This is a genomic window from Psychrosphaera saromensis (assembly GCF_002954545.1).
Lineage (GTDB): Bacteria > Pseudomonadota > Gammaproteobacteria > Enterobacterales > Alteromonadaceae > Psychrosphaera > Psychrosphaera saromensis.
This window is the reverse complement of sequence record NZ_MSCH01000003.1, coordinates 2,960,261-2,977,109: the sequence shown is the minus strand read 5'-3', so window position 1 is coordinate 2,977,109 and position 16,849 is coordinate 2,960,261. Positions and strand designations below refer to the sequence as shown.

Sequence of the window (16,849 nt, the reverse complement as noted above, 5' to 3'; positions counted from 1 at the left end):
CGCTAAATAGCGGCGTTTTTATTTGTTCGGTAATCGTGCTTTGCGGTTGTGGAACTAGGTTTGATCAAAGCGTTAAGCTTTGCCACAACTTTGCCTGATCATAAGACGGGGTTCAATAATGGAATTACTAACGTCGTTTCCTTTGATCAAATCAATTAGGTTTTTAACTAACAGTTGGCCTGCAATATTAGTGTCTTGTCTTACGGTTGTCAGCGGGGGATTGGTAAATTGAGCCACAGATATATCGTCGTAACCAACAACCGCAATGTCCTTACCGACAACCAGTTGTTTGTCTTTAATTGCTCGCATTGCGCCAATGGCCATTAAGTCGCAAGCAGTAAAGATAGCATCAACCTTTTCGTTTCTAGCTAATAATTCTTTGGTGGCTTCGTAGCCTGATAATTCAGTGATTTTTGCGTCAACATGTAGTTTTTTATTCGGTGTTAGGCCGTTATCTTTTAATGCTTGGCAATAACCTTGATAACGCTCTAATAATTCTGGAGTCGCATCTGAAGCTTCACCAATAAATGCAATGTGTCGACGGCCTTGTTCAATTAAATGTTGGGTGATGGCAAAACCACCTTGTTTGTTATCACAACGTATTGTGATGGCGTCTAAACTTTTATCACCCGCTCCCCATAATACAAAGTGTGTTTTTTGATCAATCAAGTGGGCTAACTTTTGTGCATAAGTAAGATAGTCGCCGTAACCTAATAGAATAAGTCCGTCAGCTTTATGGCAATCTTCATATTCAGCGTACCAGTCGTCATTCATTTGTTGAAATGAGACTAACAAGTCATATTTAGCTTCGGCGCAGGCTTTGGTTATGCTGCCTAACATAGACAGAAAAAATGGATTAATGTTGGAGTCATCCACCGTGACGTCTTCAAACAGCAATAACGCGATTGTGTTACTCGTTTGAGTGCGTAAGTTACTGGCGTTTTTATCAACTTTATAATTGAGTTCTTTAGCGATCGCTTGAATACGAGCTCGAGTCTCTTTACTCACTAAGGGATTGCCGCTTAATGCACGAGAAACGGTAGATTGTGATACACCCGCTTGATAAGCAATATCAAAAGAGGTGGTTTTATTTCTCATGGTCGTTTCTCGCTGAGGCTTAAGAGGTTATAGTCGCTACGTTTATTGTTCGTGGTTAAATAAATACACAGCGCTTAAATATGCGCTTAAAGGGATAGTACCTAAGTTTCAACTGACTCTCAAATAATGCTGTTATCTAGTTTGTAACAATCCATACGCCCATTCACATTAGTAACGCAAACATTATCTCATTTACCAGAGATGAGATAAGCAAGGCCATGAACAGCGGCCTTGTTATTCTTTACCTACTTATTTAGCACTAATTAATATGAGCGTAAAAACCACTGAATCCACTGGTGTTGATACTTGTTACTGAATTATCAAGGTCACTCACATCCATTAAAAACGGCGCTGCGTTTAAAAACGTAATAACACTTTGTTCAATAGCAACATCAACAGCGAAGTCATTAAAGTTAAATACACACAATATCTTTTGTTTTTGAGCATCTGGACAGTGTCTAATAAAAATTAAAACATTGTTGTCTGTGCTAACAAATTCAATGTCGCCAGTAATTAATGCAGTGTGCTCTTTTCTCCATGCAGTAAATGCACGGTAACTGCTAAGAGGTGAGTGTTTATCGGCATTTTGCACATCAACGGCTAATGGTAAGTGTTGTTTAGAAACCGGTAACCAAGGTTTCGCTTCTGAAAACCCTGCGTTTATCGCATTCTGTTGCCATGGCATTGGTGTACGACATCCATCTCGTCCTTTAAATTGTGGCCAAAATGTAATTCCAAACGGATCTTGAAGCTCTTCAAAGGATAGTTCAGCGTGTGATAAGCCCAATTCTTCACCTTGATAGGTGCATATGCTGCCTTTAAGTGAACCCAACATCGCAGGTAACATTTTTGCTAGTTGATTGTTCTCTTTGCCTTTTCCCCAACGCGTGATAACACGGTCCGCATCGTGATTACTCACCGCCCAACAAGGCCAGCCACCTGTCATTTGAGCTTCTAATGAGGATACTGTGTCTTTAATATGTTGCGCTGAAAAGTCATCGGTTAACAATTCAAAGCTATAAGCCATGTTTAAACGCTGATTGTTATGAGTGTATAACGCCATATCTTTAAGTGAGTCTTCAGTTGAAATTTCACCTAAACTAACCACCTCATCATATCGATTGAATAACTGTCTCAATGATTCCATAAACCCAAGGTTTTCAGGTTGGGTATTATTAAAGTAGTGATACTGATAAGCGTAAGGATTGTCTTCACTAAATCCACGGCCAGCACGTTTATCTTGTGGCTTAGCTGGATTGTCACGTAATTGTTTATCATGAAAACAAAAATTTATAGCGTCTAATCTAAAGCCACCTACACCACGTTTTAACCAAAACTCGACATTATCTAAAACAGCTTGTTGAACTTCATTATTATGGAAGTTCAAATCCGGTTGGCTAGTTAAAAAATTATGTAAGTAATATTGACCGCGACGAGGCTCCCATTGCCACGCTGTACCACCAAAAATAGACATCCAGTTATTTGGCGCTGTACCGTCTGGCTTTGGATCGGCCCATACATACCAGTCTGCTTTAGGATTGGTTTTATTTTGACGAGACTCAGTAAACCAGGGGTGTAAGTCGGACGTGTGGCTGAGGACTTGGTCGATAATGATTTTAATATCAGATGTCTTCGCACGAGTGATTAATGCATCAAAGTCTTTAAGTTCACCAAAGATAGGGTCGACAGCTCGATAGTCACTAATATCATAACCAAAGTCTTTCATTGGCGATTTAAAAAATGGTGAAACCCATACAGCATCCACACCTAAGGATTCGATATAGTCGAATTTATCAATGATACCTTTTATATCACCAATGCCATCATTATTAGAGTCCATAAAACTGCGTGGATACACCTGATAAATAACAGCACCTTGCCACCAAGGAGTTTTCTGCATGTAAACCTCAACTAATAAGTTGTGCGTATTTGTCGCGCACTGTATGTATTGATCTTGTGTTTGACCTATTAAGTGCAAATTAGATAAGACCAAATTAAGTTGCATGAGAATACGTTAGGTTAGCTAAAATGTTCAATACCGCTGCATACGTATGCATAAAAGGTATTTTTCAATGATATTAATTGAATTAATTTTTTTTCATTAATTACAAGTGTTTAACTTTATATAGACTGCTTTTTTGTGTGTTTTTTAGGCTTTTTGTGTTTGTTGAATGTAGTGGGATCACATTGAATACGTATGCATGAGGTTGTTTGTTAAATAGAATGAAGCGTAACATCGCCTCATCAAAAAAATAAATGTACGCATTTTGCTCATTGTTATTTCCATAACATACAGAGTAATCGCAGTAACATAAAAAAATATAATAATAAAAAAACACAAAACGGGGTGTCAACAATGTCAAATTTCAAACCGAATTTGGTAACAATAGCGTTAATCACAGCGGGTATTGCTAGTGGTGCTCACGCTGCTGAACCAACAACAAAAGATGCTAAAGAGTTAGCGGCTGAAGCAACGGATAATGCAGTTGAAGTCATTGAAGTTACAGGCTTTCGTAAAAGTTTGGTGAAATCAATTAGCCTAAAACGTTACTCAGGTAACGTAGTCGAAGCTATTTCAGCAGAAGATATTGGTAAGTTACCAGACTCTTCAATTGCTGAGTCTATTGCCCGTTTACCGGGTCTTGCAGCACAGCGTATTGACGGGCGTGCAAGTAAAGTAAGTATTCGTGGTTTTGGTGAGAATGAAAGCGGCACAACATTAAATGGCCGTGAGCAAGTATCCATAGGTGACAACCGCGGTGTGGAATTTGATCTTTACCCGTCAGAGATAATGAGCGGAGTTACCGTTTATAAAACACCGAATGCCAGCCTTGAAGGCGAAGGTATTGCTGGTGTTATTGATTTACAAACCATTAAGCCGTTGAGCCAAGATGGCCGTGTTATTCAAGTTAATGGTACGTATGAAAAAACCAGTTTTGATAAATTAAATCCAGATGGTGAAAATGACGGTGTAAAAGGGACTTTCTTTTACATGGATCAGTTTGCTGATGACACTTTAGGTGTTGCATTTGCTTACACTACAATGTCTTCACCAAACCAAGAAAAACGCTGGAATGCCTGGGGTTACCCAGAATTTGAATATACCGATGGAACAAAAGGTTCTATTTTAGGTGGAGCTAAGCCTTATGTACGTTCTTCTGTATTAGATCGTGATTCTGCCATGTTGGTTATTGAAGCTGCACCTACAGATAACTTAAAAGTAACGTTCGATGCACTCTATGTTGATTTTCTAGATACTAAAATTCTTCGTGGGATTGAAATACCTTTTGCTTGGGGTCAAGGTTCTATTTCCCCTGACACCGCAGTAATAGATGAAGCCACAGGCTTTGTAACGAGCGCGACTACTGAGGGACAGCGTGTTGTTGTTCGTAATGACTACGAAGAACGTGACGCACAACTAATGTCATTTGGCTTTAATACTAACTGGGCCGTGAATGACACTTGGATATTAGATTTTGATGCAAGTTACTCAAAAGTTGAGCGTGATGTTTACAGTGTTGAAAGTTACTCAGGCACTGGTCGTGGCGACAGCCGTGGTGTTGCTGACAACCTAGGATACACTTTTGATTCAGGTAATACAGGCGCAACATTTACGCACGAATTAGATTACAGCGACTTCAACCTAATTCAATTAGGTGGCCCTTTAAGTTGGGGCGGTAGCTCTGCATTAAATAATCAATATAATCTTTCCGGCACTGATTACGAAAACCAAGCTCAAGATGGATTTATCAATGCGCCAAACATTGATGATGAATTAATGTCATTAAAATTTGCGGCTAGCCAGGAAATTGATTCAAACTTTATATCTGCTATTAGTTACGGTATTGCTTTTCGTGAACGTGAGAAGACTAAAAAGTCTGAAGGTTATTACATGACCTTAAGTAACTTTAGCTACCCGAACAATGCAGGTATGTTATCAGTACCTGAAGAATATCGTTTAGGCAGTGCTAATTTAGATTTTATTGGCATGGGTAACATGGTTGCTTATGACACTATGGGTTTGATTAATGACGGTTACTACAATCTATTACAGGAAAGCTTAACTGACGCCAAACACGCCACTAAATCTTGGGTTGTGAATGAGCAAGTAACTTCTGCTTTTGTTCAAGCTGAACTAGCCACTGAAATTGCTGACATGCCTATAACAGGTGGGTTTGGTATTCGTTATGTACATACCGAGCAGTCTTCACAAGGTAGTGCGTTTAATACGGTTAATGGTCTAGTGGTTGCACAAGCAACTGACGCAAGCCACGATTATGGCCACTTCTTACCTAGTATTAATTTATCAATGCAAATTGACGATACTCAAACTGTGCGTTTTGGTGCAGCTAAAACCATTTCTCGTGCTCGTTTAGATGAAATGAACGCATCTTATAGTGCGTCATATAATCAACAACCTGACGATAGCGGTAATTACTGGGCATTGTATGGTGGTAACCCAAGCTTAGAACCAAAAGAAGCCATAGGTATAGATGTATCTTATGAAAACTACTTTAGTGCGGAAGGTTACTTCGCGGTTGCGCTTTTTCATAAAGATTTACAAAACTGGATTTTTGACGGTAACTACTCAGTGGATATGACGGGAATTACCGATCCAGAGACAGGTCTATTACCTGCAACAACATCTGGTACCGGTAGCGGTAAAGTGAATGGCGGAGACGGCACACTTTCAGGTTATGAAATATCTGCAACCTTGCCATTTAATATAATAAGCGAAGACCTTGATGGCTTTGGTATTATAGCGAGCTACACAGGGATTGAGTCTGATATGAAAGATCAAAATGATAATGAATATCAACTACCTGGTTTGTCTGACAGCATAAGTAGCGCAACTATTTATTATGACCATAATGGATTCTCAGCTCGTGCAAGCATGCGTAAACGTGATGCATTTAAAGGTGATGTTTACGGGTTAGGTTTTGACACAGTGCAAGTTGATATTTTAGGTGAAACGGTTTGGGATGCTCAAATTGGCTATGACTTCGGTGAAGCTGGTTTTGAAGAGTTAAAAGGTTTATCTATCTTCTTACAAGGTTATAACTTAACTAAAGAGCCGTTCACTTCGTTACAAGGTGATAATGCATTGCAAGTACGAGATTACCAAGATTATGGTAGTACTTACTTACTCGGCTTTAGCTACAAGCTATAGTAGCTAAAAAATATGAAAAACCCTTGTGATGAAAGTTACAGGGGTTTTCTTGTTTTATAGCGATAATTTAGAGCATTTGTATTTAATTGATGGGTTTTAGTATGAAGAATATAACAGACATAGTGATCGTTGGAGGGGGAACGGCTGGTTGGGTCAGTGCCGCTTTGTTAGTAAAAGTCCTTGGTAAAACGCACAACATTAAACTGATTGAATCTGAATCTATTAGTAGCGTAGGTGTTGGTGAAGCAACTATACCACCAATACTCCAACTAAATAATGCGTTAGGTATTGATGAAGCCCATTTCTTGAAGGCGACCAAAGGTACAATTAAACTTGGTATTGAGTTTGAAAATTGGAGTTCGCTTGGTAGCCAATATATGCACGCTTTTGGTAGTGTCGGTAAAAATTTACCTTTTTGTGATTTTAATCATTTATTTTTAAGCGCGCAAAAGCTAGAGAATAAATTTTCATTTGGTGATTTTTCCTTGAATTATCAGGCCGCGAAAAATGGTAAATTTGATAAACTAGCTAATATCCCCGCTACAAATTTACCCGGCATTACACATGCCTATCATTTTGATGCATCGCTTTATGCTCAGTTGTTACGTGAATATAGTGAAGCGTCGGGAGTCGAACGTATTGAAGGCAAAGTAACAAAGGTTGATCAAGCGCCAAGCTGTGGTCATGTCACGCAGGTCACCTTAGAAACGGGTCAGGTAATAGCAGGGGACTTGTTTATTGACTGTAGTGGTATGCGCGCCTTGTTGATTGAACAGACACTCAATACTGGATTTGAAGATTGGCGTCATTGGCTACCATGTGACCGAGCTATAGCACTGCCTAGTGAACCCACAAAACCAATTCCACCTTACACTCGAAGTGTCGCTAAAGATGCTGGCTGGTGTTGGCATATACCACTTCAACATCGTATGGGAAATGGCATTGTTTATTCCAGTAAATTTATCAGCGATGAACAGGCGGAACAAACTCTACGCGCTAGCTTGTCTGGTAAACCCTTGTCTGAGCCTAATTTTATTAAATTTAAAACCGGCCGCAGGACCAAGCAATGGAATAAAAACGTGGTGGCAATTGGTCTTTCAAGCGGCTTTCTAGAGCCATTAGAATCTACCAGTATTCACCTTATTCAAACGGGAATTATTAGGTTACTAAAGTGCTTTCCTCACCAAGGCATTAAAGATGTGGAAGTGGCGGAATATAATCGGCAATCTAAAATAGAATTTGAAAATATTAGAGACTTTATTATTTTGCATTACAAAGTTAATCAGCGAGAAGATACTGATTTTTGGCAATATTGCCAACAGATGGATATTCCCAAAACACTAGAACGTAAAATCGAGTTGTTTAAACAGTCGGGTAAGGTCTTTAGGGAACAAGATGATGTGTTTAGTGAGATAGCATGGCAGCAAGTATTGCTTGGGCAAGAAGTCATCCCAGAGGATTATCACCCAATGGCCGACACACTTACTAACGAGCAACTGCTTGATTTAATGGATAACTTAAATACCTTAATACAAGCTACTGTCGCTAAGATGCCAAGCCATGAAGGTTTTTTAAACGAATGAATTAAGGTGTTAAATCAAGAACTAAGTGTTAAATAGCTAGGTTAAGGGACTAAAAGAGCTGAGTTAATAAATGTTAGTTATTTTAGTCTCTTAACAGCGCTTAAGACCATCAATCACCATATCAACTAAAATAACATAGCGCCAGTTAAGATCATTAAAGTAGTAGGTAACGGTATCTAATATTGCAAAAAAAGCACTTGTCTGTCTTTATCACCTTTATAGTTAAACAGACAACTAAGTATATTGGCGCTGAACTGCTCTATATTAAGTTAGTTATCAGAGGCGGTTAGGGGAACACCCTACTAGTTAACTTATTAATTTTATTGTAATATTCGCGGTCGATTGATCGGGGCTTATGCTGCTTAATGCGCTGTTTAAAATGCAGTTTAATGTTATGGCTAGTAACCACTTTTAAGGTTTTATAGCTTAGCAATGAACATGCAAATGTCTCTTACCGCTACCGTGATAATCGAAAGCTCATAATTGAAAGTACCTAACAGAAAGTACCTAACAGAAAATACAATATTGAATGTATAAAGTTGTTGATCAAAGCGACTGAATTACGCAAAACTAACAAACAAGGTTAATGTCCAATGGATGTACAAGATAACGTTAAACAAATTACCTTCTCATCAAAGTTGCTCAAGTTTCTTGGCTTCGTAGGCAAGCAATTCTTATTAGGCGGTTTAATTGCTATTTTGTTGGCGACTATTTTGGGGATTATTATTTTCTTCACCTCGGGTACTGAAATGGCATTAAAAGGGGTGGCTATTTTTGGCAGTATTTTTGCTGTTGTATTACCTATTTTAAGTATCTTAGACATTATTACACTGAAGAAACCTAAATGGCTTAAATCTCCTTTTGGTTTTTTACGCCGTAATATCAAATCAGTATTATCCGTTTTCACCTTATTTATACTCATAGGTGTGGGTTATAATTATTACCTTTCTATACCCCAGCCTGTGAGTTATGAAGCTAGTAGTTATGCGCCAGAGCTTACTTACTACAATAGCGAAACGTTAAATCCAGAAGCGGTATATATCAAGTTTAGCCCGACAGTATCTAGAGATAGTAACAATGAAGAGGTATCTCGTTCCGTTGCTAAATTAGAATTGTTAGATAAAGAGATCACCAGTGGCATAACAATTAACCCAGAAGTTGCGGGCGTGTGGCGTTGGAGTGAAGAGGACAGACTTAAATTCCAACCTAAGCAAGATTGGCCAGCTGGAACATCCTATACCGTTAGTTTTGATACCTCTATTTTTAAGCCTGATATTTTATTACAGGAAGATAATACACGTTTTACTACCCCAGACTTTAGTGTGAGCTTAGAGTCTTTTGAGCTTTACCAGGACCCACAAGTAAAAAATAGTCATAAGGTAGTGGCAACATTAAGAGCTACACACCCAGTAGATCTGGACAGTATCAAAGATAACTTAACCTTAATTCAGCCAGTAAGTGGAAAGGGGAATAACGGTGAGTATCAATACAAATTTGAAGTGACGTCTGATAAGCATCAACGTGAAATTTATATAACGTCAGAGAAAATAAAAATTCAAGACAATGGTAGTTACATGTACCTAGTGCTTGATAGCGGTGTTAAACCAACTAACGGTGGCTCACGTTTAGAAAACAAATTGAAGAAAACGCTATTAATTCCAAGCATTGCTAGTTTTTTCAAGGTGAGAAACGCCGATGTTTCCTTGGTAAAAAATGCCAAAGATGAGTCTGAACAAGCATTAGTTATTAACTTTACCGACCAGATCAGCTCAGAAGATGTTATTACTAAAACCAAAGCGTATTTATTACCAACAACGGACGCTAACGGCAGACAAAAACGTTGGAGTAGCTCTAGTAAGCTTGATTATGCGGAATTATTTAAGCTTTCAAAAGAAATCAAATTAGCCGCCGTTCCTACAGCACATGATACCGCTAAATTGCACAGCTTTACCTTTGATGCACCAGAAGACAGACAGATTTACATACGCTTAGATAGCGGATTAAAATCAACGAATGGCTTTATAATGGGCAATAAGTATGACCGTTTCTTAACAACGCCATCTTATCCTAAAGAAGTAAATATAATGTCAGATGGCGCTATTTTGTCTAAAAATGGTGATCATAAACTGTCGTTCTTAACCCGTGGTATTAAAGAAATTGAAGTCGATATTTCTAAAGTACATGAAAACCAAATTAATCATTTAATTAGCCAAACTAGCGGACGCATTACCAGCCCTGATTTTAAGAGTTATTATTTCTCAGAAGAGAACATCAGTACTCTTTCAAAAAAACACATTAAATTAAAAGACGAACATCCGAAAAAAGCGGTGTATTCATCACTTGATTTAAGTGACAGCTACAGTTCTTCAGATGGTTTAGGTTTGTTTATTGTTGATGCTAGAGCTTGGGACCCTGTAAGAAAATATGCATTTGGCAGTAACGATCGCCGCCTTATTCTTATTACCGACTTAGGTATTTTAGTAAAAAATAATGCCGATGGTTCCCACGATGTATTTGTTCAGTCGATAGAAACAGGAAAACCAGTAGCCAACAGCAATGTGTCTTTGCTGGCTAAAAATGGACTTGTGGTATTAACGGCAAAAACAGATGCTAGAGGCCATGCCTATTTTCCTATTACGTCTTCGTTTCAACGAGATAAAGAGCCTGTTGCGTTTGTTGTTAAGAATCGCTCGGATGTTTCTTTTATCCCTTACGACCGTTATGACAGAAGTGTAAATTACTCTCGTTTTGACACAGGTGGTGTAAGAACCAGTCAAAACGCTACAAACCAAATAGATGCATTTATGTTTTCTTCTCGTGGTATTTACCGCCCAGGTGATGACGTTAACTTAGCGGCAATAGTTAAACAAAAAGACTTTTCGGCTTTAGGCTCTATTCCGTTAGAAGTTAGAATTAATGATCCTCGTGGTTCAACGGTATATAAAAAGCGAATGAAACTAAACCAAGACGGTTTAATCGACGTAAACTTTAAAACCGAATATGGCTCTGCAACGGGTAATTATTACGCATACGTATCACTTGTTGAAAACAACAGACATCGCCAACTTGGTAGCACCAGTTTTAAAGTTGAAGAGTTTCAAGCGGATAGATTAAAAATAACAAGTGAGTTTGCCCAATATAAAGCAAAAGGTTGGGTGACAGCCTCTGAAATAAAGGCATTGGTTAATCTTGAAAACTTATTTGGTACTCCAGCTCAAGACAGAAGAGTCACTGCCAATATACGTTTAACGCCGGCTAACTTTTACTTTAATGAATATGCCAAATATACATTTTCAGACTCTTATTACGATAATAAAAATATCAGACAAAGAAATGAAAACTTAGACGAAAGCAAAACCGACAACAATGGTAAAGCTGAGTTTGATATCGACCTGACTAATTACGAAGCAGGCACATATCGTTTAAACTTTTCAGTGCAAGGTTATGAAGAAGGTGGTGGCCGCAGTGTTCGTTCAAGCACCGCTATGCTGGTATCGCCTGCGACTGAGTTGGTTGGTTTCAAAGCCGATGGTGACTTAGGTTATATTTCTAGAGACTCAGACCGTGTATTAAACTTTGTTAATATCGACTCAGATGTTAAACAGATTCCTCGTAATAACTTGTCTTTGCAGTTAACGCAGCAGCAGTACATTTCTACACTAGTACAGCAAAATAATGGAACTTATAAATACCAATCTGTCAGAAAAGATAAATTGTTAAGCACGGATAAATTCGCTATTGCTGAAACTGGCACTGACTATAAATTACCGACAGGCACGCCAGGAGACTATTTATTAGAACTTGTTGATAGCAGTGGTAATAAATTGACCAAAGTACACTTTACCGTTGTAGGTGCAGGTAACTTAGCGGGCAAGTTAGAAAGAAATGCAGAGCTACAACTGCAGTTAAGTAAGAGCGATTATAAGTCGGGTGAATCTGTTGAGATGAGCATTGTCGCGCCTTATATAGGTTCTGGCTTGATCACCATTGAAACCAATAAAGTTCATGCTTTCAAATGGTTTAAAAGTGACACATTAAGTAGTGTACAAACCATAAAAGTGCCTAAGGGAATTGAAGGTAATGCTTATATAAATGTGTCTTTTGTTCGAGATGTAGACTCAAAAGAGATCTTCACTAGCCCATTAAGTTACGCAGTTAAGTCATTTTCTATCGACCGTAGCGCTCGTGTTATTGACTTGGATTTAGGCGTACCTAAACGAATTCAACCTGGTGATGAGTTAACTATTTCATATAGCTCAGCTAAACCATCAAGTGTGGTTCTGTATGCTGTTGATGAAGGTATTTTACAAGTAGCTAAATATAAAACACCTAAACCGTTAAATCACTTTTTACAAAAACGAGCTCTAGAAGTTGGCACTATGCAAATGGTCGACCTTATTTTACCTGAATTTCGTTTAGTGCAAGAGTTTGCCGCTGCCGGTGGTGGCATGATGAGCTCAATGGAATCTTCATTTAGAAGCAAACAGCTTAATCCATTCTCTCGTAAAGTAGAGAAACCAGTTGCATTTTGGTCTGGTGTTTTATCTGCAGGACCTGAAACACAAAAACATATCTTTAAAGTCCCTGATACTTTCTCAGGTACTTTACGAGTGATGGCGGTTGCAGTAAATAACAAAGGTGTAGGTGTTCAAGAGCATCAAACACTCGTTCGTGGACCATTTGTATTAACACCTAATGTATTAACCGCTGCCGCTCCAGGTGATGAGTTTGAAGTGGTATTAGGTGTAGCCAATGGCGTTGAAGGTTCAGGTAAAGAATTACCAATTGATATTGATGTTACTACGTCCGACAACCTAAAAATCTTAGGCGAGTCTAAGGTAACGTTAAAAGTAGATGAAAACTCAGAAGATAGAGTGGCCCTTCGCGTAAAAGTACTGAATAAGCTTGGTGCTGCATCAATCTCGTTTACCGCATCAGCTGGTGAAAACTTTAGCCGACGCACTGCAACATTAAGCGTTCGTCCACCAGTGCCTTTAGTGAGTACCTTTAAAAGTGGGTTAACTGAGTCTGGTCAAGAAACGTTCGATGTACCAAGAACTCTATATCCTAGTTTGGCTAATAACAATATAACCGCATCGCAAAGCCCGTTAGCTTTGGTTGATGGTTTAATTACTTATTTAGATACTTTCCCGCACATGTGTACGGAACAAGTAGTTAGTGGTGTTTTCCCTATTCTTAATTATCTGGAACACCCAACGTACATGGGCAATATTGCTACTAAATATGAACGTTTAAATAACTTAATAAACACCTTACGTAAACGCCAGTTACCTAATGGTAGCTATATGCTTTGGCCTGCAAGTGATTACGAGTCGACGTATGCTTCTTTGTATGTAATGCACTTTTTATTAGATGCAAAAGAGAAGGGGGTTGCGATACCAAATGACATGTGGAGAAAAGGTTTTGAGGCCGTAAGTAAAATTGCGCACTCAGCGTCAAAATCAAGCTCGGCTATTAGTAATCGAAACCGAGCTTATGCTATTTACCTGTTAACACGTAAAGGTGATGTCACCGCAAACTACCTATTCGACTTAGAGAAAACTCTGAAGTCGGCTAGAAGTAAAGCATGGCGTCATGATATAGCATCTGTGTTTATTGGTGCGAGTTACAAGTTAATGCATGTAGAAGACAAAGCTAAGTCCTTTATTGAAGAGTACGAAGTGGGTAAAGCAACCAAAGATGATCATTGGAATTCTTACGACTCACGTCTTACTCATGACGGACAATATGTATATCTACTCGCTAGACACTTCCCAACTGAGTTAGCTGAACTTGAAAAAGACAAATTGTTTACTTTTGTTGAGCCAATATTTGAAGGTAAATACAATACATTATCATCAGCTTGGTCGGTGATTGCGATGAGTGCTTATTCGCAAGTGGTTTTACCAAAAGGTGTTGAGGAAAATGTAACCTTTACTGCATTCAAAGCAAGTAACAAGGATAAAGATGCAGAACAAGCAACTGGTGAATCTTTGGAGGTAAAACATAACCCTTATCCTAAAGCGAGTTTCTTTACCGATGTAGAAAAACTGAAACTGTTTGCTCAACCTAACTCGTTCTACATGCTTAGCCAATCTGGTTTTGATACTAGCTTGCCAAAAGAGGCGGTAAGTGAAGGCTTAGAAGTTATCCGTGAGTTCCAAGACGACAAAGGCAATGTGATAACGGGGAACGTTACCCAAGGACAAGAGTTAAATGTTGTACTAAAAATACGTAGTACCACAGGTGACTATGTACCTAACGTGGCGGTTGTAGACTTATTGCCGGGTGGTTTTGAAGTCTCAACCGAAAGTGTTCGTCGTGGTTACAATGGTTGGCAGTCAGATTACCAAGATGTTAGAGAAGACCGAGTTGTGTTTTACGGTGGTTTTAGTGAGAGTGTGACAAAACTAACCTATAAAGTGAAAGCAACGACAATGGGTAGTTTTGTTATTCCTCCCGTTTACGTTGAGTCTATGTACGACCTAACTATCAAGGCTAATTCGACGTCTGGTCGCTTTGATGTCATCTCGTCTAAATAGAAAGGGCTTCCTGCTGTTTAGGAAAGCCGTTTTAATAGCAGCACTGTTTATGGTGCTGCTATATCTTTTTATCCCCAAACCCGACATTACTCAGCATGTTTCTTATTCAACGGCATTTTATGACAATGACGAGAAACTGCTGCGTTTAAATTTAGCGACGGACGATCGTTATCGTTTGTGGACTCCAATAGATAAAATCCCTCTGGATATACAAGAGGCCACTCTTTTATACGAAGATCAGTACTTTTATCAGCACATAGGTATTAACTTTGTCGCGCTAACTAAGGCGTTTTATACCAGTTATATAAAACGAAGCCGACGAGTTGGAGCTTCCACCATTACGATGCAATTAGCTCGACTACGTTATGGTATGAACACACATGTTATTGTGGGCAAGCTTGAACAAATTTTTCGCGCCTTACAAATAGAAAGACATTACTCTAAAAAACAAATATTAGAAGCGTATTTTAACTTGGCACCTTACGGTTCAAACATTGAAGGTGTTGGTGCGGCGAGTTTAATTTATTTTGACAAACCAGCCAGTAAGCTTAATTTGCCAGAGTCTTTATTACTGAGTTTAATCCCACAAAACCCGACTAAACGTAACCCAATTAAAAAGACCGCCAAACCTGTATTGCTAGATACACGACAAAAGTTATTTAACCGTTGGCTAGAATCGCACCCTGAAGATGCTGATTGGGCAAGTGCCATGCAACTGCCAATTAGTGTTCAGTCTACCTCTGACTTGCCTTTTTTAGCGCCGCATTTTATTAATCACTTACGCAGCGAATACCCAAACCTTAAGTCAGGGCAGTACAAAACGTCGATAAACTTAAATCTACAAAAGCTGTTGGAGCGCCATGCTCAAAGTTATATACAACGTCGTGACAGAGATGGACTGAACAATACCTCGGCTCTTTTATTGAATTATAAAACCATGGAAGTGGTTGCTGAGCTCGGCTCGGTTGATTTTTTCAATCGCAAAATTAGTGGTCAAGTTAACGGTACTCTAGCCAAGCGTTCACCGGGCTCTACCCTTAAACCGTTTATTTATGGACTGGCTATTGATGAAGGATTAATTCATCCCTTGTCTTTGGTCAAAGATGCGGCAAGACGTTATGGCGCATACACACCTGAAAACTACGACCAAGGCTTTTTAGGGCCTATAACCGCTACGGAGTCATTAGTCTTAAGTCGAAATGTGCCCGCGGTAAATTTAATGTACGAGCTAAAAAAAATAGGCCTGTATGATCTTTTAGTCGCAGGAGGCGTTAAAGACTTAAAACCTAAAGAGTTTTATGGTTTGGCGCTCGCTCTTGGTGGTAACGAAGTCACTATGTTAGAGCTAGTAAGGCTGTACGCTATGTTAGCCAACTTTGGAGTCTATAAAGAGGAAGTGATTTTAACGCCTGATCCTTCAGCTGTTGTTTCTAACCAAAGCACTACTGAAACAGAAATAGACCAGTATTTTCTTAGCAATGCCAACAATAACAATAACAATAACGGTAGCGAACCGACGTCAGATGAAAATCGATTATTAAGTCCGGAAGCTGCGTATTTAACCTTACAAATGTTAAAACAAAATACCGCCGTTGATGAGATGGAATTTCAAAAAGAAACTCGACAAGAGTATCCGGTGTATTGGAAAACAGGTACTTCTTTTGCCTTTAGAGACGCTTGGTCTGTGGGAGTTGCTGGGCCTTATGTATTAGCAGTTTGGGTTGGTAACTTTACCGGAGAAGGGCATCCTTCTTTTATCGGCGGGACAGCAGCTGGGCCTTTGTTTTTTGAAATAATTCGCTCGCTAGAAAGCTATGGTTTAATCAAAGACAACCTATCTGCTGATGGCTTAAATATAACCGACGTTGATATCTGCTCAAGCACTGGAGATTTACCTAACCTACATTGTCCTAAAACAAAAAAAGGCTTGTTTATACCGGGTAAATCACCAATTAAAATATCGGATGTGCACAGAGAAATTTATATAGATAAAAAAACAGGTTTGCGTGCGTGTCGTTTTGATGCAGCAATCACCAAAAAAGACGTTTACGAATTTTGGCCGTCGGACTTAGTTACCTTGTTTAGGCAAGCAGGCGTAGTAAAGCGTCAGCCACCGATTTATTTGGAGTCATGTGATATTAACGAAACGGGCACGCGTGGCCTTGCACCAACGATAACCTCGCCGAGTAGCCTAATTAGCTATACCGTCAGAGCAAGTAAGTTAAAAGATGAAGTACTGCCGTTTATTGCTACTACAGATAGCGACTCACATTCATTATTTTGGTTTATAGATAATCGATTTGTTGGCAAGGTAGCGCGTGATAAGCCATTCTTTTGGCATCCAGAAGTCGGCACATTTGACGTTAAGGTCGTTGATGACTTAGGGCGGGGTTCGTCAACGAAAGTTCGAGTGAACCTTATTCAGTAGTAGGTTTAGGCAATAGTGGACTTAGATA

General features: G+C 39.1%; 6 protein-coding genes. 4 read left to right on the top strand and 2 right to left on the bottom strand.

From position 1 onward, the window contains the following. Positions 1 to 72: 72 nt before the first annotated feature. The gene (locus tag BTO11_RS13450) at positions 73 to 1,098 is read right to left on the bottom strand and encodes a LacI family DNA-binding transcriptional regulator (protein WP_105053079.1); all 1,026 of its coding nucleotides are present in this window, start codon (positions 1,096 to 1,098) and stop codon (positions 73 to 75) included. A 259-nt stretch (positions 1,099 to 1,357) separates the two neighbouring features. Then, the gene (locus BTO11_RS13445; RefSeq protein ID WP_105053772.1) at positions 1,358 to 2,998 is read right to left on the bottom strand and encodes an alpha-glucosidase; all 1,641 of its coding nucleotides are present in this window, start codon (positions 2,996 to 2,998) and stop codon (positions 1,358 to 1,360) included. A 456-nt stretch (positions 2,999 to 3,454) separates the two neighbouring features. On the opposite strand from BTO11_RS13445, the gene BTO11_RS13440 reads away from it, so the two are divergent. The 4 genes from BTO11_RS13440 (at position 3,455) to pbpC (ending at position 16,821) form a co-directional block, all read left to right on the top strand. Then, entirely contained in the window at positions 3,455 to 6,268 is a 2,814-nt protein-coding gene (locus BTO11_RS13440; protein ID WP_105053078.1) for a TonB-dependent receptor, read from the top strand. A 101-nt stretch (positions 6,269 to 6,369) separates the two neighbouring features. Further along, a complete protein-coding gene (locus BTO11_RS13435; RefSeq protein WP_105053077.1) occupies positions 6,370 to 7,851 on the top strand; it encodes a tryptophan halogenase family protein in 1,482 nt (493 codons plus the stop codon). 593 nt (positions 7,852 to 8,444) lie between these two features. Next, positions 8,445 to 14,393: an alpha-2-macroglobulin gene (locus BTO11_RS13430; protein ID WP_105053076.1), complete on the top strand. Its 5,949-nt coding sequence runs from the start codon at positions 8,445 to 8,447 to the stop codon at positions 14,391 to 14,393. Next, a complete protein-coding gene (pbpC, locus tag BTO11_RS13425) occupies positions 14,374 to 16,821 on the top strand; it encodes a penicillin-binding protein 1C (protein WP_105053075.1) in 2,448 nt (815 codons plus the stop codon). The genes BTO11_RS13430 and pbpC overlap by 20 nt, the downstream gene beginning before the upstream one ends. Positions 16,822 to 16,849 lie beyond the last annotated feature (28 nt).

Excerpts from the sequence above, each read along its gene's own strand:
- BTO11_RS13435 (WP_105053077.1), top strand. The coding sequence starts at position 6,370 with ATGAAGAATATAACAGACATAGTGATCGTTGGAGGGGGAACGGCTGGT.
- BTO11_RS13430 (WP_105053076.1), top strand. The coding sequence starts at position 8,445 with ATGGATGTACAAGATAACGTTAAACAAATTACCTTCTCATCAAAGTTG.
- BTO11_RS13445 (WP_105053772.1), bottom strand. The coding sequence starts at position 2,998 with ATGCAGAAAACTCCTTGGTGGCAAGGTGCTGTTATTTATCAGGTGTAT.
- BTO11_RS13440 (WP_105053078.1), top strand. The coding sequence starts at position 3,455 with ATGTCAAATTTCAAACCGAATTTGGTAACAATAGCGTTAATCACAGCG.
- BTO11_RS13450 (WP_105053079.1), bottom strand. The coding sequence starts at position 1,098 with ATGAGAAATAAAACCACCTCTTTTGATATTGCTTATCAAGCGGGTGTA.
- pbpC (WP_105053075.1), top strand. The coding sequence starts at position 14,374 with ATGTCATCTCGTCTAAATAGAAAGGGCTTCCTGCTGTTTAGGAAAGCC.